Origin of the sequence: Thioalkalivibrio sp. ALRh, from assembly GCF_000381425.1 — a bacterium.
Taxonomy (GTDB): domain Bacteria; phylum Pseudomonadota; class Gammaproteobacteria; order Ectothiorhodospirales; family Ectothiorhodospiraceae; genus Thioalkalivibrio.
This window is the reverse complement of sequence record NZ_KB906522.1, coordinates 45396-64309: the sequence shown is the minus strand read 5'-3', so window position 1 is coordinate 64309 and position 18914 is coordinate 45396. Positions and strand designations below refer to the sequence as shown.

Below are 18914 nucleotides of genomic sequence, written 5' to 3'. Positions count from 1 at the left end.
TGTAGAGGGTCAGCCGGCGCTCAGCCGGTTCACGGTGGCATCCAGGGTATCGCGATCGGCCACATCGAACAGTTCCAGCCCGCGATCGATCCGCTTGGCCAGGCCGGTCAGCACGCGCCCCGGTCCGCATTCTACCTGTACCGCAACACCCTGGCCGCGAAGCCCCTGTATGGTCTCCACCCAGCGGACCGGCCGGTAGAGCTGCGCGGCCAGATTGGCCTTGATCGCATCGGCCGTCTCGGCGGGCGCCGCGGTCACATTCTGCCAAACGGGGATTTGCGGGGCCGCAAAGCTCGTCGAGTCGAGAACCGACTGCAAACGCTCGGCGGCCGGGCGCATCAGCGCGCAATGGGACGGCACGGATACGGGCAGCTTGAGCGCCCGTTTCGCCCCGGCGTCCTTGGCCGCACCGACCGCTCGGTCGACCGCCGCGGCCGCCCCCGCGATCACCACCTGCCCGGGGGCATTCAGGTTGACGGCCTCCAGGACCCCGCCGCTCGCGTTGTCCGCACAGAGCTGCTCGACCGCAGCATCGTCGAGACCGAGAATCGCAGCCATTGCGCCCTCGCCCTCGGGCACGGCGGCCTGCATGGCGCGGGCACGTTCGGCCACCAGCCGCACGGCATCGGGGAAGCGCAGCACGCCGGCCGCGACCAGCGCGCTGTACTCGCCCAGGCTGTGGCCGGCCACAGCCGCGGGGCGCGCGTCCGCCTGCTGCGTCAGCAGCCGCCAGGTGGCCACGCCGGCAGCGAGCATGACCGGCTGAGTCCATTCTGTCTGGTTCAGTTGTTCGACCGGACCGTGCTGGCACAGGCTCCAGAGGTCGGCATCGAGGCAGTCCGACGCCTCCTGGAAGGTATCGCGTACGACAGCGTGGTCGTCGCCCAGATCGGTGAGCATGCCGGTGGACTGGGAGCCCTGCCCCGGAAAGACTGCGGCCCAGGTAGTGGTCATTCGCTATTCATCTCGCGCGTAAAAAGCGGGCGTAGTGTAGGGCCACGGGAAACACTGATCAATGTACACGCTCGCCATCCTCCGCGAATGGCGGCCACTCGGCGACCGGCACGGAGCCCTGCCACGCCGAAAACCCCGTGTTGACTTGTGTTCGCGCGTGGCATCCGGATAATGTCGCCACCGAATTCAATACGCGAGGAACTGCATGGCGAAGGAAGACGAAATCGAGCTGGAAGGAACGGTAGTAGAGACCCTGCCGAATACGACGTTCCGGGTAGAGCTCGAAAACGGGCACACCATCACCGCCCACATCTCCGGCAAGATGCGCAAGCACTACATCCGCATCCTGCGTGGCGACAAGGTGATCGTGCAGATGACCCCCTACGACCTGACCAAGGGCCGTATCGTCTACCGCAACAAGTAGTTCCGCCCCGGGGGTTGCGGGGCCGCTCGTAAGACATAAGGGTCGATCCCCGAATGACGAAGCCCCGGCTGGACCGGGGCTTCGTGGTTTCTGCAGGCCGGGGTTTGGCTCAGGAGACAGCCGGCTCGCGGATATCGAGCTCCAGCCCGGATTCGCCCACCCGGACCACAACCTCGCCCCCCTGCGCCAGGCGCCCGAACAGCAACTCGTCGGCCAGCGGCTTCTTGATGTGCTCCTGCAGCGTACGCGCCATCGGACGCGCGCCCATCTTCACGTCGTAGCCATGCTCGGCCAGCCAGGCACGGGCATCCGGCTCCACCGTCAGGTGCACCTTCTTCTCGTCCAGCTGGGCCTGCAACTGCGTCAGGAACTTGTCGACGACATTCAGGATGGTCGCCTCGTCCAGCGGACCAAACTGGATCGTGGCATCCAGGCGGTTGCGGAACTCCGGCGTGAAGGTCCGCTTGATCGCCTCCGTGGAATCGCTGGAGTGATCCTGCTGGGTAAAGCCCACCGACGGGCGGCTGGCCTGCTCCGCACCGGCATTCGTGGTCATCACCAGGATCACGTTGCGGAAGTCCACCTCGCGGCCATTGGCGTCCGTCAGCGTGCCGTGGTCCATCACCTGCAGCAGCACATTGAAGACATCCGGATGGGCCTTCTCGATCTCGTCCAGCAACAGCACCGAGTGCGGATGCTTGAGGATGGCATCGGTCAGCAGCCCTCCCTCGTCGTAGCCGACATATCCGGGCGGCGCCCCGATCAGGCGCGAGACCGTATGGCGCTCCATGTACTCGGACATGTCGAAGCGCGCCAGATGAATCCCCAGCTGCTGCGCCAGCTGACGCGTCACTTCGGTCTTCCCGACCCCGGTCGGCCCGGCGAACAGGAACGAACCGATCGGCTTGTCCATGTCGCCAAGCCCCGAACGCGCCATCTTGATCGAGGTTGCGAGCGTCCCGATCGCCTCGTCCTGGCCGAAGACGGTCATCTTCAGGTTGCGTTCGAGGTTGCGCAGCGTCTCCTTGTCGGAGCTGGAAACCGATTTCGGCGGGATGCGCGCGATCTTGGCCACGATCGTCTCGATATCCTGCACGCCGATGGTCTTCTTGCGCTGACTCATTGGCAGTAGCTGCCGGCTGGCACCGGCTTCGTCGATCAGGTCGATCGCCTTGTCCGGCAGAAACCGGTCGGTGATGTAGCGATCCGCCAGTTCCGCCGCGGCCCGCAGCGCCGGGCGCGTGAAGCGGACATTGTGGTGTGCCTCGAAGCGTGACTTCAGCCCCCGCAGGATCTGCTCGGTCTCGTCCACGGTCGGCTCCGGCACTTCGATTTTCTGGAAGCGACGGGCCAGGGCGCGGTCCTTCTCGAAAATGCCGCGATATTCCTGGTAGGTGGTCGAGCCGATGCACTTCAGCTCGCCCGAGGCGAGCATCGGCTTGATCAGGTTGGAGGCGTCCATCACCCCGCCGGAGGCGGCACCCGCACCGATGATGGTGTGGATCTCGTCGATGAACAGCACCGCGCCGGGTTCCTTCTTCAGCTGCGCCAGCACGCCCTTCAGGCGCTTCTCGAAGTCACCGCGGTACTTGGTGCCCGCCACCAGCGCGCCCAGATCGAGCGCATAGACGGTCGCGGATTCGATCGCCTCGGGCACCTGTTCGTCGACGATACGGCGCGCCAGGCCCTCGGCGATCGCGGTCTTGCCGACACCGGCCTCGCCCACCAACAGTGGGTTGTTCTTGCGTCGGCGGCAGAGGATCTGGATCGTGCGCTCGATCTCGTGGTCCCGCCCGATCAGCGGGTCGATCTCGTCCTTGCGCGCCTTCGCGTTGAGATTGGTCGCGTACAGCTGCAGGGCATTGGTCTTTTCCTCGCGCTCGCCCTCGACCTGCTCCGGCTGTGGGTCGTTCGGGTTCTGCTGGGCCCCCAGCTCGTCTTCGCCCACCTTGGAGATGCCGTGCGAGATGAAATTCACCACGTCCAGGCGGCTGATGTTTTGCTGTCCGAGCACGTAGAGGGCCTGGCTGTCCTGTTCGCCGAACAGCGCGACCAGCACGTTTGCCCCGGAGACCTCCTTGCGGCCACTGGACTGCACATGAAAGACCGCCCTTTGCAGGACCCGCTGGAACCCCAGGGTCGGCTGCGTCTCGCGTGAGTCATTCGGCGGGATGCGCGGGGTGTTCTCGTCAATGTACACCTCGAGCTCGTCGCGGATGCGGTCGAGGTCGCCCCCACAGGCGCGCAACACCGTCGCGGCACTGGGGTTTTGCGCGAGCGCCATCAGGAGGTGCTCCACGGTCACGAACTCGTGGCGCTTCTCTCGCGCTTCCTTGAAGACCATGTTCAGGCTGAATTCGAGTTCCTTGTCGAGCATGGGAGTCAGACCTCCTCCATCGAGCAAAGCAGTGGATGCTGGTGGCTACGGGCGTAATCGTTCACCTGTGCCACCTTCGTCTCGGCCACGTCCCGGGTATAGATGCCGCATACTCCCTTGCCGCGTGTATGCACGTGCAGCATCACCTGGGTGGCCTTTTCGCGATCCATACTGAAGAAGGTCTCCAGCACCTCGACCACGAACTCCATTGGCGTGAAGTCGTCGTTGAGCAGTACCACCTTGTACTGCCGCGGTGGCTTGAGCTCCGGCCTCGATTCTTCGACCGCGGTATTGCTGTCGTGATCGGGGATCTGGGGCTTTTTCTCACTCATCGGTCGAACTCACGCTTTCAGCGGTTTAGTCATGCCAGTTCGGCCATCCAGGGAAACACGAATCCAATGTCTCCCTGGCTCCTTAGGCCACGTTCATGGTCGTTCGGTTCCGGGCTCGGACCAAGTGCCCGCACCCGCTGTCGTTACATGTGCTTGATCAGGGCCTCGCCAAAGGCCGAGCAGCTCACCGGCTCGACGTTGTCCATCAGGCGCGCGAAGTCATAGGTCACCTCGCCCGCGCTGATCGCGCCGCCCATACCCTTCACCACCAGATCGGCGGCCTCGGGCCAGCCCAGGTGGCGCAGCATCATCTCGGCCGACAGGATCAGCGAGCCCGGATTGACTTTGTCCTGGCCGGCGTATTTCGGGGCGGTCCCGTGGGTCGCCTCGAACATCGCCGTGGTGTCGGACAGGTTGGCGCCGGGTGCGATCCCGATACCGCCAACCTGCGCGGCCAGTGCATCGGAGATGTAGTCGCCGTTCAGGTTGAGCGTGGCAATCACCGAGTAGTCCTCCGGGCGCAACAGGATCTGCTGCAGGAAGGCGTCCGCGATCACGTCCTTGATCACGATGTCGCGGCCGGTCTTCGGGTTCTTGAAGGTCTGCCACGGACCACCGTCCAGATCCTTCGCACCAAACTCCTCGCGCGCCAGTTCGTAGCCCCAAGCCTTGAACGAGCCCTCGGTGAATTTCATGATGTTGCCCTTGTGCACCAGCGTCACCGAGGGGCGATCGTTGTCGATCGCGTACTCGATCGCCTTGCGCACCAGGCGCTTGGTGCCCTCGCTGGAGACCGGCTTCACGCCGATGCCGGCGGTATCCGGGAAGCGGATCTGGGTTACGCCCATTTCGTTTCGCAGGAAGTCGATGACCTTCTTCACCTCCGGCGTGCCGGATTCGAACTCGATGCCGGCGTAGATGTCCTCCGAGTTCTCGCGGAAGATCACCATGTCGGTCTTTTCCGGCTCCTTCAGCGGGCTCGGGGTGCCCTCGTAGTAGCGCACCGGGCGCAGGCAGACGAACAGGTCCAGCTTCTGGCGCAGCGCGACGTTAAGCGAACGAAAACCGCCGCCCACCGGGGTGGTCAGCGGGCCCTTGATGGACACGCGATAGTCCTTGACCGCCTCCAGGGTTTCATCCGGCAGCCCGGAGTCGTCGTCGTAGACCTGCGTGGCTTTCTCGCCCGCGTAGACCTCCATCCATTCGATCGCCTTCTGGCCACCGTAGGCCTTTTCCACGGCCGCATCGGTCACCCGGCGCATCACCGGCGTGATGTCCACACCGATCCCGTCCCCCTCGATAAAGGGGATGATCGGGCGTTCTGGCACCACCAGCTTGCCCTGCTCGTCGACGGTGATGCGTTCGCCCTTTTCCGGGACCTGAATGTGCTGGTAGGCCATGCAAACTCCTTGTGCGCAAGAATTGAAATCGTTCTCCCGGATTATACATACCCATCCGCCCCCGCCGAGGGGAACGTGGTCTCGAGAACGCCAGCAAGACGGGCCGCTGCGTTATCATTCACGGCATGACCGAACGCCTGCCCTGCCATATCACCGTCGCCGCCGTCATCGAGCGGGACGGGCGCTTCCTGTTCGTCGAGGAGACCGACGACGGCCGCCATGTACTGAACCAGCCGGCCGGCCATCTCGATGCCGAAGAAGACCTGGTCGAAGCGGTGATCCGCGAGGTCCGCGAAGAAACCTGTCTGGACTTCCAGCCGGAGGCCCTGCTTGGCTGCGACCTGCTCGCGCTGGCGAATGGCGCGGTGACGCTGCGCGTCGCGTTCTGCGGCACGGCAAGCGAGCCCAGCCATCCGCCGGCCCGCGATCCCGCCATCCATGCCCTCCACTGGCTGACACCGGATGAGGCGCGTCGCGGATGGCCGCTGCGCAGCCCGCTGGTCCTGCGCAGCATCCGCCGCTATCAGGACGGGATGCGCCTGCCGCTCGCGGCGGCCGGCTCACTGGTTCATGCGGAGGGGCCGTGAGCGGTCCCGATCGGGTCATCGTGGGCCTGTCGGGCGGGGTGGATTCGGCCGTGGCGGCCAGCCGCCTGCTGGAGGCCGGCTATCGCGTGGAAGGCCTGTTCATGAAGAACTGGGAGGATGACGACGACGCGGAATACTGCGCGGCCGAGGCCGACTACGAGATGGCCCGCGAGGTCGCGGACTGTCTCGAGATCCCCCTGCACAAGGCGAACTTCGCCGAGGACTATCGCCAGCGGGTGTTCCGCCACTTCCTGCACGAGTACGAGGCTGGCCGGACGCCGAATCCGGACATCCTGTGCAACCGCGAGATCAAGTTCCGCTCGTTCCTGGAGCACGCCCGGCAACTCGGTGCGCAATGGATCGCCACCGGCCATTATGCCCGCGTGCGCCACCTCCCTGACCACAGCGAACTGTGCATGGCGGCGGATGCCAACAAGGATCAGACCTATTTCCTGCACACCCTGACGCAGGAGCAGCTGCGCCCCGCGCTGTTCCCGCTGGGGGACATCCCCAAGGATCAGGTCCGGGCGCGTGCCCGCGAGCTGGGTCTGCCCAACCACGCCCGCAAGGATTCCACCGGCATCTGTTTCATCGGAGAACGTCGCTTCCGCGATTTTCTGGCGCAGTACCTGCGGGCGCCGGAGGGCGAGATGCGCACACCGGAAGGTCAGGTCGTGGGGCACCACCAGGGCCTGATGTTCTACACCCTGGGCCAGCGCCAGGGACTGGGCATCGGCGGGATCGACGGGTTTCCCGAGGCCCCCTGGTATGTCGTGGACAAGGACCTGGGAGGCAATCGGCTGATTGTCGCGCAGGACCCGCAGCATCCGCTGCTGATGAGTCCCGAGATCGAGACGGAGGCCGCCCACTGGATTCACCGCCCGCCCGAACCGGGACAGCCAGTCATGGCGCGTCTGCGTCATCGCCAGCCCTTGCAGCCCTGCCGACTGGAATCCGTCGATGGGGACCGTCTACGCGTTCGCTTCGAAGCCCCTCAGCGTGCGGCCACGCCCGGTCAGTCGGCGGTTTTTTATGACGGCGACGTGTGTCTGGGGGGGGGCGTGATTGCCACCCGCCGCACACTCGCCAGTGAGTCAGAAGCCCCGGTTCCGGTATAGTAGGCGCGTTTTCCGTATCCACCCACTCACGCCTGCTCCGGGAGCCCTCCGGCTTGGACCGTAACGACCACAACCGCACCCTGGCGCTGGCCGCCCTCTTCCAATGCGCGAGTCTGGTCAAGGACCTGGCCTGGCGCGGCAGCTGCGACGAGTACGAATTCGAGATCCTGATCGGCAGCCTGTTCGCGTTCGACGCGGAGACGCCCGAGGATGTCTACCGCGGCGCCAGCAGCTTGCGCCCGGGCCTGGAGCGGGTGCAGAGCCAGCTGCAAAACGGCGGCAAGCCACCGGATATGGAGATCACCCGCTACGCGGTGGGCCTGATCTTTCTGGAGCGCAAGCTGCAAAAACGCCCGGACATGCTGCAAAAACTAGGCGACGGCCTGCAGGGTGCCCAGCGGCAGGTGGACTATTTCACCATCACGCACGAGAGCGTGATCGCGCGCCTGGCCGAGATCTACAAGGAGACCATTTCGGAGCTGGGCCCCCGGATCGTCGTCCAGGGCGAACAGAATCATCTTTCCAATCCCGAGATCGCCGCGCGCGTGCGCGCCCTGCTGCTGGCGGGCATCCGTGCCGCCGTGCTCTGGCGCCAGGCGGGTGGATCTCGGTGGAAGCTCCTTCTGGGCCGCAAGCGACTGATTCGCCAAGCGGACCACATCCTTCAACGACTGAACACCTGACAGCGGATAGCGCATCATGAGCCACGCAGAACCGAAAAAGACCGAAAACCTCTCTGCCGGCGGCCGCGAGTGCCGTTACGTGCCGATTACCGATGACCCGCGCGCCCGGGACCTGCCCTACGCGCTGAAGATCCTGCTCGAGAACCTGATGCGCTTCGAGGACGAGCGCACGGTCAGGCGCGCCGATATCGAGGCCCTGCTTGACTGGGACCCGAAGGCCGAGCCCACGCAGGAGATCGCCTTCCGCCCGGCCCGCGTACTGCTGCAGGACTTCACCGGTGTGCCCGCGGTCGTGGACCTGGCGGCCATGCGCGACGCGATGGAGGCCCTCGGCGGCGATCCCAAGAAGATCACGCCGCTGCAGCCGGCCGAACTGGTAATCGACCACTCGGTGCAGGTCGACGAGTATGGCAATGCGAACGCGATGAACCTGAACGCAGAGCTGGAATACTCCCGCAACCGCGAGCGCTACAGCTTCCTGAAGTGGGGCCAGCAGGCGTTCGATACCTTCAAGGTCGTCCCACCGGACACCGGGATCGTGCACCAGGTCAACCTTGAACACCTTGCGCGCACCGTGTTTGTCGAGGACCGTGAAGACGGTTCCTGTCTGGCCTACCCGGACACCCTGGTCGGCACCGACTCGCACACCACGATGATCAACGGCCTGGGCGTCCTGGGCTGGGGCGTCGGCGGCATCGAGGCCGAGGCCGCGATGCTCGGTCAGCCGATCTCCATGCTGATCCCGCAGGTAGTGGGTTTCCGCCTGACCGGCCGGCTGGCCGAAGGGGCCACCGCCACCGACCTCGTGCTGGTGATCGTCGAGATGCTGCGCAAGAAGGGCGTGGTCGGGAAGTTCGTCGAGTTCTTCGGGGACGGGCTGGCCGATCTGCCGCTGGCGGACCGCGCCACCATCGCCAACATGGCACCGGAATACGGCGCGACCTGCGGCATCTTCCCGATCGACGACGAGACCCTCGAGTACCTGCGCCTGACCGGCCGCGAGGCGGGCCATATCGAGTTCATCGAGGCCTATGCCAGGGCCCAGGGACTGTGGCGCAATGACAACGCCCCGGTGGCGCGCTACACCGACATGCTGGAACTCGACCTTGCGACGGTCGAGCCCAGCCTGGCCGGGCCCAAGCGCCCGCAGGACCGCATCGCCCTGAGCCAGGCCGGAGCCGAGATCAGCCGCCACCTGGACACCATGCTCAAGGAGCGCGACAGCGGCGCGGACGAGCCGGAGGAGGCCGAGCGCTTCGCGGCCGAGGGTGGTCATACCGCAGTCGGCGTTGAGCATCAGGCCGAAGAGCCGCGCCATACGGCCATCGAGATGAACGGCGAGACCTTCACCCTCGACCACGGCGACATCGTGATCGCGGCCATTACCTCCTGCACCAACACGTCGAACCCGTCGGTCATGCTGGGCGCCGGCCTGGTCGCCCGCAAGGCCCGCGAACGCGGCCTGCAGGTCAAGCCCTGGGTGAAGACCTCCCTGGCGCCCGGCTCCCGGGTGGTGACCGACTATCTGCAAAAGGCCGGGGTGCTCGAAGATCTCGAGGCGCTGGGTTTCCACGTGGTCGGTTATGGCTGCACGACCTGTATCGGCAACTCCGGACCGCTGCCCGAGCCGATCAGCGAGGCCATCATCAAGGATGACCTGATCGTCAGCTCCGTGCTCTCCGGCAACCGCAACTTCGAGGGGCGGATCCATTCCGAGGTGCAGATGAATTTCCTCGCCTCGCCGCCCTTGGTGGTCGCCTATGCGCTGGCCGGGCGCAGCACCCTGGATCTGTACAACGACCCCATCGGAGAGGACGCACAGGGCAACCCCGTGTTCCTGAAGGATGTCTGGCCAACCACCGAAGAGGTCAACGAAGCTGTGCAGGCGCATGTCGATGCCCAGAGCTTCACCAAGGCCTACGGTGATCTCTACAGCGGCGAGGATCGCTGGCGCAACTTGGAGGCCCCCACTGGGGACCGCTTCGAGTGGCAGGACGACTCCACCTACGTGCGCAACCCGCCCTATTTCGACGGCATGGGCATGACGCCCGAGCCGTTGACCGACATCCAGGGTGCCCGTGTGCTGGCCCTGCTGGGTGATTCGGTGACCACCGACCACATCTCCCCCGCCGGCTCCATTGCCAAGGACAGCCCGGCCGGACGTTACCTGGAAGAACAGGGCGTGAAGCCCGCAGACTTCAACTCCTATGGCTCGCGGCGCGGCAACCACGAGGTCATGATGCGCGGCACCTTTGCCAACGTGCGCCTGCGCAACCTGCTGGCTCCCGGCACGCAGGGGGGCGTCACGGTCCACCTGCCGGATGGCGACCAGATGTCCATCTATGACGCGGCCATGCAGTACAAGGAGCAGGACACGCCCCTGATCGTGATCGCCGGGCAAGAGTACGGCACCGGCTCCTCGCGCGACTGGGCGGCCAAGGGCACACTGCTGCTGGGCGTGAAGGCCGTGATCGTGGAGAGCTTCGAGCGCATCCACCGCTCCAACCTGGTGGGCATGGGTGTGCTGCCGCTGCAGTTCCTGGCGGGCGACAACGCGGCCAGTCTGGGGCTGACCGGTCGGGAGACGTTCTCGATCACCGGCGTGAACAACGGCGAGGCACGCGAGGCCACCGTCACCGCCGTGGCCGATGACGGCGAGCGCACGACCTTCAACGTCCGTGTGCGGCTGGATACCCCGCAGGAGATCGACTACTACCGCCACGGGGGCATCCTGCCCTACGTGTTGCGCCAACTGGCGCAATGAGACTAAGGTCACAGCATGACGCGTCGGGTATCCATAGAGGACGTGAGGTCCGGCAATACACTGGCGACTGCGGTTTATGACCGCTCGGGCAGGCTGCTGATCCCCGCTGGCATGGTCCTCCAGGACAAGCAGATTCGAGTACTGCTGTCCTGGGGAATCACAGCGGTTGAAGTGCTCGACGAGGGTGCCGACGACGTCTCCATGTCGTCCCCGCACGAGCCTGATGAGCCCCCCGCCACCGAGCCCACCCCAGAGATAGAGGCCCGCGCCGACGAGATCCTGGCCGAGCGTTTTCAGCATTGCTCGATCGAGGATCACCCCATGTCTGGCATCTACCTTCTGGCGCGGAAAGCCCTGCTGGATGACCTGTGCCGCTACGCACCGAGAAGGCAGAGTGAACAGGCATGACCGTTGACGAGTTCCTCGCCACCGACGATGCCCTGTGCAGCTTCTCCGGAAGCTACAACACCATCTTCACGCGCCTGAGCGACCCGACGGCCAACGTCGCGGCCATCACCGAGGCTGTGGAACTGGACCCCACGATCGCGGCCAAGACGCTCAAGGTGGCGAACTCCTCGCTCTATGGCTTCCCGGAACCGATCGACACCCTGCACAGGGCCGTCTCCATCATCGGCCTGCAGCAGATGCGCCAGATCGTGATATCGACGGTCGTGATCGAACACTTTCGCGGCGTGCCGGTGATCGGCGTGGACATGGAGTCCTTCTGGCGGCACAGCCTGGCCGTCGGCGTTCTGAGCCGCTCGATCGCGCGATTCCGGCGCGAGGCCAACATCGAACGGCTTTATCTCTACGGGATCATGCATGACCTGGGACGTCTGCTGATGTTCCTGCATCTGTCCAGTCGCACCGAGGAGCTGATCAATATCCGCGAGCGCGAACGCATGCTGCTGTTCGAAGCGGAAACCGAATTTCTCGGCTTCGACCATGCCGCCATTGGCGCGGAATTGATGGAGCGCTGGGGCATGTCACCGGCACAGGTGGAGGCCACCCGTTTCCACCATGCGCCGGGTGACGCACAGGCCTTCCCGGTCGAGACCGCGATCGTCCATGTGGCGGACAGCATCGCCAACGCCTTGCGGCTGGGCTCGTCTGGCGAACGCTTCGTTCCGCCCGTGGAAGCAGAGACCTTCGACCGCATTGGTCTGGAAATGGAGACCTACGAGGCCGTGATCGGCGATGCCCGGAAACAGCTCGGACAGATGCAGGCGATCCTGCTGGACTGACGAGGGACGGATGAGCGCACGGATGCAGGTAAAGGACGACCCGGCATGAGCCCTTCGTACAAAACGCCTGAAGAGGTCAATGCGCTGCATGAGCGCATCCGTTTCCTCGAGGAAGCGCTGGAGGCGAACGCCTACGCGATGGACGTGCTCGCCTCGACTACCGCGATCTTTGGCGACACCGACCGCAATCGCAGCCCAGACCTGATCATCCAGAGCAGTCTGGAATCCATCCGGCGTCTGCTGCCGGCCCGCGACATGGCCGTCTACATCCTCGACGGCGAGTCTTCGTTTGATCTCGCCTATCAACAGCATCCTCAGGAGGATGAATACGACCTCGCGGATGCCGTCGAGGATCTGATTCAGGAAGGCACTTTCTCCTGGGCGCTGCATCAGAATCATCCGGTCTGCCTGCCTTCACGCTTCGACGGCGAGAACGTGCTGCTCCATGTCATCTCGACCCGGACCCGCATTCGCGGCATGTTTGCCGCCCGCTTTCGCCAGAACGACCTCCAGCGCCACGAGATGACCCTCTCGACCCTGACGATGGTCCTGTTCAATACCGCCTATGCCCTCGAGAGCGCCGACCTGTTCCAGATGATGGACCGGCGCCAGAAGGCCTTGCAGCGGATTACCGAGCACCAGTCACGCGAACTGCTTCATCACCAGTCCCACGACTCGCTGACCAACCTCCCCAACCGGATGCTGTTCAGTGACCGTCTGTCCCAAGCCATTACCCGCCATCAGGGAACCGATCATCACATCGCGTTGATCCTGCTGGATCTGGACAACTTCAAGCGCCTGAACGACTCGCTCGGCCATCGCGCCGGCGACGAGCTGATCCGCAAGGTGGCACAGGATCTCGGAAAGCTGCTGGATCGCAGCCACGACCGATCGGGGCGTCCCTTGCGCGCGACCCTGTCGCGCCTGGGGGGCGACGAGTTCGGCATCCTGGTCGAGGATCTACAGGGTCTCGAGGGCTGCGTGCGACTGGTCACCGACGTCGTGCGCACGACCGCGGTCGAACGTACGATCTTTGATCGGCCCGTGGTGACCAGCGCCTCCTGCGGGATCGCCGTGTTTCCCTACGACGGGGAAGACTCTGATGTCCTGCTCAGCAACGCCGATGCGGCCATGTACGAGGCCAAGCAACGTGGCCGCAACGGCTTCCGCTTCTACACCCAGGACCTGAATTCCCGCACCTTTCGCCATTTCGAGCTGGAAAAGGAACTGGGGACCGCCATTGAGCAAGATCAACTGGTCCTGCACTACCAGCCAAAGGTCGACCTGCATACCGGCGATATCCTCGGCGCAGAGGCGCTGATCCGCTGGCAGCACCCGAAGCTTGGGCTGTTGCCCCCCAGCCACTTCATCGAGCTGGCGGAGGACATGACCCTGATCGAGGCCATTGGGGAGTGGGTGCTGCGCCAGGTCTGCCAGGACCTCAAGCGGCTGCCCTCGCAGGGCCGGGATCACGCCTTCCGTGTCGCCATTAACGTCTCCGCACGGCAGCTTCGCCATCCCGACCTCGCCGGAGACTTTCACGCCATCCTGCAGGCCGCGAATGTCGCGCCCGAGTGCATCGAGCTGGAACTGACCGAAACCACCATCATGGATGACCCGAAGGGTGCCGCCCGCATGTTCGAGCGCCTGCGCAAGATCGGTATGCGGCTGGCCGTGGACGATTTCGGTACCGGCCATGCCTCGCTGATTCAGCTGAAGAAGCTGCCAGCGGACACCCTCAAGATCGACCGTTCCTTCGTCCAGGACCTCGAACGCAGCGACGGCGACGCGCGGATTGTTCAGGCCATCATCCAGATGGCGCATACCCTGGGGCTGAACATCATCGCCGAAGGCGTCGAAACCGAACGCCAGGCCGAAATCCTGCGCGAATTCGGCTGCAACGAGGCACAGGGCTATTTCTTTGCGCACCCCATGCCCTTCAATGACTTCCACACCCTGCTGCAGGACCGGACCCGCCTCCCGTGGGCCGGATAAGCCTTACCCGCCGGCACCCTCCGGGCCCGTCAACTTCGCCGGATCCAGCAGTACCTGCAGCCGCTCGCGCGGGATATCCGTGTGCTCCGCCGCAACGTCCAGGATGGGCCGCCCGGTGGCATAGGCCTCCTTGGCGATGCGCGCCCCCGCCTCGTAGCCGATCTCGGCGTTCAGGGCCGTGACCAGGATCGGGTTGCGATCCAGCGCGGCCCGCAGGTTGTCCTCGTTCACGGTGAAGCCCGCGATCGCCCGATCCGACAGATGGGTAGAGGCCCGTGCCAGCAGACCGATCTGACTCAACAGATTGTCGGCAATCAGCGGGAGGCCGACGTTCAGCTGGAAATTGCCCGCGGCGCCGGCGGCGGTGATCGCCGCATCCAGGCCGATCACCTGTTGCGAGGCCATAATCACGGCCTCCGGGATTACCGGGTTCACTTTGCCCGGCATGATCGAGCTGCCTGGTTGCAGGGCCGGCAAGGCAATCTCGCCCAGCCCCGCCAGGGGGCCCGAGTTCATCCAGCGCAGATCGTTCGCGATCTTGGTGAGCCCGACGGCCACCGTGCGCAACTGCCCGGAAAGCTCCACCGCACTGTCCTGACTGGCCAGTGCCGCAAAACCGTTACCCTCGTGCACAAACGGCAGGCCGGTTCGCTCGGCCAGGCGCCCTGTTACACGCGCGCCGAAGGCCGGCGGTGCATTGATGCCGGTGCCCACTGCAGTCGCGCCAATGGCCAGACGCTGGATGCGCACACGGGTGTGCTCCAGGCGATCCAGGTCCAGTTCCAGTTGGGTACGCCAGCCGGAGAGTTCCTGCCCCATCGTCACGGGCATCGCATCCATCAAGTGCGTACGCCCGGTCTTGACTAGCGCCCCCACATCGCGCTCGCGGCGGGCGATCGTGGCAATCAAGTGGCGCAGCGCAGGGACCAGTTCCTCCTCCAGCGCCAGCGCCGCAGATACATGCAACGCGGTCGGGATCACGTCGTTGGAGCTCTGCGAGCGATTGACATGATCGTTCGGATGGACCGGTTCCTCACTACCCGATGCGATCCGCGCGAGCACCTCGTTCATGTTCATGTTGGTGCTGGTGCCCGACCCCGTCTGATAGACGTCAACCGGGAAGGCGTCCGCATGCTCGCCCGCCGCGACCGCCTCGGCCGCCGCCACAATCGCGCTGGCCACACCGTCCGGGAGCTGCCCCAGTTCCTGGTTGGCCTCCGCACAGGCCGCCTTGGTCAGCGCAAGGGCCCGAATGAACGCCTGCGGCATGGGCCGGCCGGCAATCTGAAAGTTGTCGATGGCGCGTTGGGTCTGGGCGCCCCACAGGGCATCCCTGGGGACTTCCACCGGTCCGAGGCTGTCCTGCTCCTGGCGGGTCGGGGACTTCGACATGCACTCCTCCAAATGATCGGGCGTAGCTTTGTATTATACTGCGCCGCGTCAATCGACCGTCCGCAGAGCGCATGCCCCACGCGCCCTGCGGACCCACCCATTCCGACTCGAGTGCATCATGTCCCTGAGCCCCCTGTCCGCGATCAGTCCCGTCGATGGCCGCTACGCCCGGCACACCCGCGACCTGGCCCCCTATTTTTCCGAACAGGGTCTGATGCAGGCCCGGGTACGGGTGGAGATTGCGTGGCTCAAGGCCCTGGCGGCGGAGCCCGCTATCCCCGAGGTCCCGCCGCTAACCGCAGAGGCGGAGGCGTTCCTGGACGAGATTGCCCTGGAATTTGACGAGGTCGCCGGCACCCGGGTGAAGGAGATTGAGGCCACGACCAATCACGACGTCAAGGCTATCGAGTACTACATCAAGGAGCAGATGCGCGACCGGACCGATCTGCAAAGCCAGATCGAGTTCGTGCACTTCGCCTGCACCTCCGAGGACATCAATAACCTCGCCTACGGGGTGATGGTCCGCGAGGCGCGCAATCACGTGATGCTGCCGGCGCTCGATGCCGTGCTGGAGCCGCTGCGCGAGCTCGCTCGGCGCTTCGCCGATCAGCCCCTGCTGGCCCGGACCCACGGTCAGCCGGCCTCGCCCACGACCATGGGCAAGGAACTGGCCAACGTGGTCCACCGTCTGGAGCGGCAGCGCGCCGCAATCGCCGCCAACGAATGCCTGGGCAAGATCAACGGTGCGGTGGGTAACTTCAATGCCCACTACGCGGCCTACCCGGAAGTGGATTGGCCATCGCTTTCGCGGCGCATGGTGGAGAGCCTCGGGCTAGCCCCCAATACCCACACCACCCAGATCGAACCGCACGACTTCCTGGCCGAGCTGTTTCACGCCTTCATGCGTCTGAACACGATCCTGCTGGATGCCTCGCGCGACATCTGGGGCTACATCTCGCTGGGTTACTTCAAGCAGAAGGTCGTGGCCGGCGAGGTCGGGTCCTCGACCATGCCGCACAAGGTCAACCCGATCGACTTCGAGAACGCGGAAGGCAACCTCGGGCTGGCCAATGCCGTGTTCGATCACCTGGCGAGCAAGCTCCCGGTCTCGCGCTTTCAGCGTGACCTGACCGACTCGACCGTGCTGCGCAACATCGGCATGGGCTTCGCCTGGTCGCTGATCGCCTACAAGGCCTTCCAACGCGGTCTGGGCAAGCTGGAGATCGAACCCGGCCGCCTGGACGAGGATCTCGACCAGAACTGGGAGGTGCTGGGCGAGGCTGTGCAGACGGTGATGCGCCGTTACGGGATCGATTCTCCCTACGAGAAGCTGAAGGCGCTGACCCGTGGCCAGCGCATTACGCCGCAGGCGCTGGCCGAATTCATCGACGGCCTGGAGATCCCGGACGAGGCGAAACAGAGCCTGCGCAAGCTGACCCCGGGCCGCTACACGGGGATCGCCAGCCAGCTGGCGCGCGACGAGTAACGCGTTGCCCGCCTACGACCCGAATCAGGCCCTGGAGCTGCTGGGCGGGCTCTCACCGGCGGAGTTTCTCCGGGACTACTGGCAACAAAAGCCTCTGCTGGTGCGCGGCGCAATATCGGGCTTTTCCAACCCCATCGAGCCCGACGACCTGGCCGGACTCGCCTGTGATCCGGATGCCGGCGCCCGGCTCGTACTCGGCCACACTGACCACGGCGACTGGGAAGTCGAATACGGCCCGTTCGAAGAAGATCACTTCGCCTCCCTGCCCGATCGCGCCTGGACCCTGCTGGTCAGTGACGTCGAGCGCTTCTGGCCCGAGGGGCGGGACTTCCTGGCCCGGTTCGACTTTGTCCCGCGCTGGCGCCGCGACGATCTGATGATCTCCTACGCAGCACCCGAGGGATCGGTCGGGCCCCATGTCGATGCCTACGATGTCTTTCTCTTTCAGGCGGCCGGGCGTCGGCGCTGGCAGATCCAGTCGCCACCGGGACCGCTGGACTGCCACGACGACCTGCCGCTGGCGATCCTGCGCGAGTTCGAGCCAAGCGAGAGCTGGGATGTTGAACCCGGTGACCTGCTCTACCTGCCCCCCAACCTGCCCCACTACGGCCTCTCCCTGGATGATCAGTGCATGACCTGGTCGGTCGGCTTTCGTGCCCCGACCTACCTCGATCTGCTGACCGGGTTCCTGGAAGAACGGGCCAACCGGGTCGGCGAAGCGCCCCGATACAGCGATCCCCAGCGCCCGGTGTCCGCCTACGCGAGCGAACTGCCGTCACACGACCGCACCCGGCTGCGCGGCATCCTGCGCGAGATGCTCGCCGCCGACGACACGGAACTGGATGCCTTCCTCGGGCGCGTACTGAGCCGGCCTGCGGGGAACGTCGAACTGCATCCCGGAGATCCTCTCGCCGCAGCGAGGGCGTGCCGTATTCACCCGGGTATTCGGCGCCACTGGCTGAAGACGCCGACGGGGCCGGTCCTCTGCGCCGCCGGGCACAGCTACCCGGCCGACACCCTGTCGCCGGACCAACTGGAGCAGCTGTGCGCTACGGAGACCCTCGATCCGCGGCACTGGGAACACCAATGGCCGGAGATTCACGAAATGCTTCGCGACGGCCTGGAGGAAGGCTGGCTGGAGCCCGCTGAGGACTCCACGCAGACCTGAGGCCCGGACATTCAGGCACAGGCCCGCAGGCAGGGCTCCGCCGCACGCTCGATCAGCTCCGGTCCGGCATCCGGCCGATGTGCACCCTCGGTCAGGATGCGCCGCCACTGGCGCGCCCCCGGCTCGCCGTGAAACAGACCCAGCACATGCCGTGTCAGCCGTGCCAGCGGGACGCCCTCGGCGCGCATCTCGCGGGCCATGTCGATCAGACCCTGCAGCACGGCCTCGCGTGTCACCGTCCCGGGCTCGTCGAAATAAAACCGGTCGACCTCGGACAGCACCCACGGCTGGTGGTAGGCCAGTCGCCCGAACATCACCCCGTCCACCCGCTCGAGATAGCCGTGCGCCGCACGGACATTGTCCAGGCCGCCATTCAGCACGATGGTCAGTTCCGGAAACTCCGCCTTCAGACGGAACACGCGCTCGTAGTCCAGTGGCGGAACATCGCGGTTGTCCTTGGGGCTCAGGCCTTGCAGCCACGCCTTGCGGGCATGCACGATGAATTGCTGGCAGCCGCCCCGCGCCACAGTTTCGACAAACGTGCGCAGATCGGCCTCGGAATCCTGTTCGTCAATCCCGATACGATGCTTGACGGTCACCGGAACGTCGACCGCATCCTGCATCGCGCGCACCATTTCGGCCACCCGCTCCGGTTGCGCCATCAGGCAGGCGCCGAACGTGCCCGACTGCACGCGGTCGGAGGGGCAGCCGACGTTCAGGTTGATCTCGTCAAAGCCTCGCTCTGCCGCGATGCGGGCGGCCTGAGCGAGCGTGTCGGGATCCGATCCACCTAGCTGCAGCGCCAGCGGGTGTTCCGCCGCGACATGGCCCAGCAGCCGGTCGCGATCACCGTGAATCACCGCGTTGGCGTGTACCATCTCGGTGTACAACAGAGCGCGCCGGGTCAGCAGCCGATGGAAACGCCGGCACCAGGAGTCGGTCCAGTCCATCATCGGCGCCACCGAAAAACGCGGATCGGGAAACCGCAAC

At 65.2% G+C, this 18914-nt stretch carries 16 protein-coding genes; 10 read left to right on the top strand and 6 right to left on the bottom strand.

The features are described from left to right. Positions 1–9: 9 nt before the first annotated feature. Positions 10–954: an ACP S-malonyltransferase gene (gene fabD, locus F791_RS0109910; protein WP_018994954.1), complete on the bottom strand. Its 945-nt coding sequence runs from the start codon at positions 952–954 to the stop codon at positions 10–12. 205 nt (positions 955–1159) lie between these two features. On the opposite strand from fabD, the gene infA reads away from it, so the two are divergent. Then, complete coding sequence (gene infA / locus F791_RS0109905; protein ID WP_012982660.1) at positions 1160–1378, top strand: translation initiation factor IF-1; 219 nt, start codon at positions 1160–1162, stop codon at positions 1376–1378. Positions 1379–1487: 109 nt separating this feature from the next. Here the strand turns inward: infA and clpA are convergent, their stop codons facing one another. From clpA to icd, 3 genes are all read right to left on the bottom strand, one after another. Further along, positions 1488–3755: an ATP-dependent Clp protease ATP-binding subunit ClpA gene (gene clpA / locus F791_RS0109900; RefSeq protein ID WP_018139418.1), complete on the bottom strand. Its 2268-nt coding sequence runs from the start codon at positions 3753–3755 to the stop codon at positions 1488–1490. A 5-nt stretch (positions 3756–3760) separates the two neighbouring features. Continuing rightward, positions 3761–4087 (bottom strand): ATP-dependent Clp protease adapter ClpS, encoded by a 327-nt coding sequence (gene clpS / locus F791_RS0109895; RefSeq protein ID WP_018139417.1) that lies wholly within the window; start codon positions 4085–4087, stop codon positions 3761–3763. A gap of 143 nt (positions 4088–4230) precedes the next feature. Then, positions 4231–5487, bottom strand: a complete 1257-nt coding sequence (gene icd / locus F791_RS0109890; RefSeq protein ID WP_018139416.1) for an NADP-dependent isocitrate dehydrogenase — start codon at positions 5485–5487, stop codon at positions 4231–4233. A 125-nt stretch (positions 5488–5612) separates the two neighbouring features. Here icd and F791_RS0109885 point away from each other — a divergent pair, with 125 nt between their 5' ends. Genes F791_RS0109885 through F791_RS0109855 form a run of 7 tightly spaced genes read left to right on the top strand, consistent with a single transcriptional unit; the run spans position 5613 to position 13878 of the window. Then, positions 5613–6074 carry an NUDIX hydrolase gene (locus F791_RS0109885; protein WP_018994953.1) on the top strand — a complete coding sequence of 154 codons (462 nt, stop codon included), beginning with the start codon at positions 5613–5615 and terminating at the stop codon, positions 6072–6074. Next, complete coding sequence (gene mnmA, locus F791_RS0109880; RefSeq protein WP_018139414.1) at positions 6071–7192, top strand: tRNA 2-thiouridine(34) synthase MnmA; 1122 nt, start codon at positions 6071–6073, stop codon at positions 7190–7192. The genes F791_RS0109885 and mnmA overlap by 4 nt, the downstream gene beginning before the upstream one ends. Before the next feature lie 53 nt (positions 7193–7245). Then, a complete protein-coding gene (hflD, locus tag F791_RS0109875) occupies positions 7246–7875 on the top strand; it encodes a high frequency lysogenization protein HflD (RefSeq protein ID WP_018139413.1) in 630 nt (209 codons plus the stop codon). 16 nt (positions 7876–7891) lie between these two features. Then, the gene (gene acnA, locus F791_RS0109870) at positions 7892–10639 is read left to right on the top strand and encodes an aconitate hydratase AcnA (protein ID WP_018139412.1); all 2748 of its coding nucleotides are present in this window, start codon (positions 7892–7894) and stop codon (positions 10637–10639) included. A 15-nt stretch (positions 10640–10654) separates the two neighbouring features. Then, positions 10655–11047: a hypothetical protein gene (locus F791_RS0109865; RefSeq protein ID WP_018139411.1), complete on the top strand. Its 393-nt coding sequence runs from the start codon at positions 10655–10657 to the stop codon at positions 11045–11047. Further along, on the top strand, positions 11044–11883 hold the full coding sequence (locus F791_RS0109860; protein ID WP_018139410.1) for an HDOD domain-containing protein: 840 nt from the start codon (positions 11044–11046) through the stop codon (positions 11881–11883). The genes F791_RS0109865 and F791_RS0109860 overlap by 4 nt, the downstream gene beginning before the upstream one ends. 45 nt (positions 11884–11928) lie before the next feature. Beyond that, positions 11929–13878 (top strand): bifunctional diguanylate cyclase/phosphodiesterase, encoded by a 1950-nt coding sequence (locus F791_RS0109855; protein ID WP_019592509.1) that lies wholly within the window; start codon positions 11929–11931, stop codon positions 13876–13878. A 3-nt stretch (positions 13879–13881) separates the two neighbouring features. Here F791_RS0109855 and F791_RS0109850 read toward each other — a convergent pair whose 3' ends face one another. After that, a complete protein-coding gene (locus F791_RS0109850) occupies positions 13882–15270 on the bottom strand; it encodes a lyase family protein (RefSeq protein WP_018994951.1) in 1389 nt (462 codons plus the stop codon). A 118-nt stretch (positions 15271–15388) separates the two neighbouring features. Between F791_RS0109850 and purB the strand changes: the two genes are divergently transcribed. Continuing rightward, positions 15389–16756, top strand: a complete 1368-nt coding sequence (gene purB / locus F791_RS0109845) for an adenylosuccinate lyase (protein ID WP_018139407.1) — start codon at positions 15389–15391, stop codon at positions 16754–16756. Between the two features lie 4 nt (positions 16757–16760). After that, positions 16761–17924: a cupin domain-containing protein gene (locus F791_RS0109840; protein ID WP_019592508.1), complete on the top strand. Its 1164-nt coding sequence runs from the start codon at positions 16761–16763 to the stop codon at positions 17922–17924. A gap of 11 nt (positions 17925–17935) precedes the next feature. Here the strand turns inward: F791_RS0109840 and dusA are convergent, their stop codons facing one another. Further along, complete coding sequence (dusA, locus tag F791_RS0109835; protein ID WP_156000533.1) at positions 17936–18913, bottom strand: tRNA dihydrouridine(20/20a) synthase DusA; 978 nt, start codon at positions 18911–18913, stop codon at positions 17936–17938. Position 18914 lies beyond the last annotated feature (1 nt).

Excerpts from the sequence above, each read along its gene's own strand:
- fabD (WP_018994954.1), bottom strand. The coding sequence starts at position 954 with ATGACCACTACCTGGGCCGCAGTCTTTCCGGGGCAGGGCTCCCAGTCC.
- infA (WP_012982660.1), top strand. The coding sequence starts at position 1,160 with ATGGCGAAGGAAGACGAAATCGAGCTGGAAGGAACGGTAGTAGAGACC.
- clpA (WP_018139418.1), bottom strand. The coding sequence starts at position 3,755 with ATGCTCGACAAGGAACTCGAATTCAGCCTGAACATGGTCTTCAAGGAA.
- clpS (WP_018139417.1), bottom strand. The coding sequence starts at position 4,087 with ATGAGTGAGAAAAAGCCCCAGATCCCCGATCACGACAGCAATACCGCG.
- icd (WP_018139416.1), bottom strand. The coding sequence starts at position 5,487 with ATGGCCTACCAGCACATTCAGGTCCCGGAAAAGGGCGAACGCATCACC.
- F791_RS0109885 (WP_018994953.1), top strand. The coding sequence starts at position 5,613 with ATGACCGAACGCCTGCCCTGCCATATCACCGTCGCCGCCGTCATCGAG.
- acnA (WP_018139412.1), top strand. The coding sequence starts at position 7,892 with ATGAGCCACGCAGAACCGAAAAAGACCGAAAACCTCTCTGCCGGCGGC.
- F791_RS0109865 (WP_018139411.1), top strand. The coding sequence starts at position 10,655 with ATGACGCGTCGGGTATCCATAGAGGACGTGAGGTCCGGCAATACACTG.
- F791_RS0109860 (WP_018139410.1), top strand. The coding sequence starts at position 11,044 with ATGACCGTTGACGAGTTCCTCGCCACCGACGATGCCCTGTGCAGCTTC.
- F791_RS0109855 (WP_019592509.1), top strand. The coding sequence starts at position 11,929 with ATGAGCCCTTCGTACAAAACGCCTGAAGAGGTCAATGCGCTGCATGAG.
- F791_RS0109850 (WP_018994951.1), bottom strand. The coding sequence starts at position 15,270 with ATGTCGAAGTCCCCGACCCGCCAGGAGCAGGACAGCCTCGGACCGGTG.
- purB (WP_018139407.1), top strand. The coding sequence starts at position 15,389 with ATGTCCCTGAGCCCCCTGTCCGCGATCAGTCCCGTCGATGGCCGCTAC.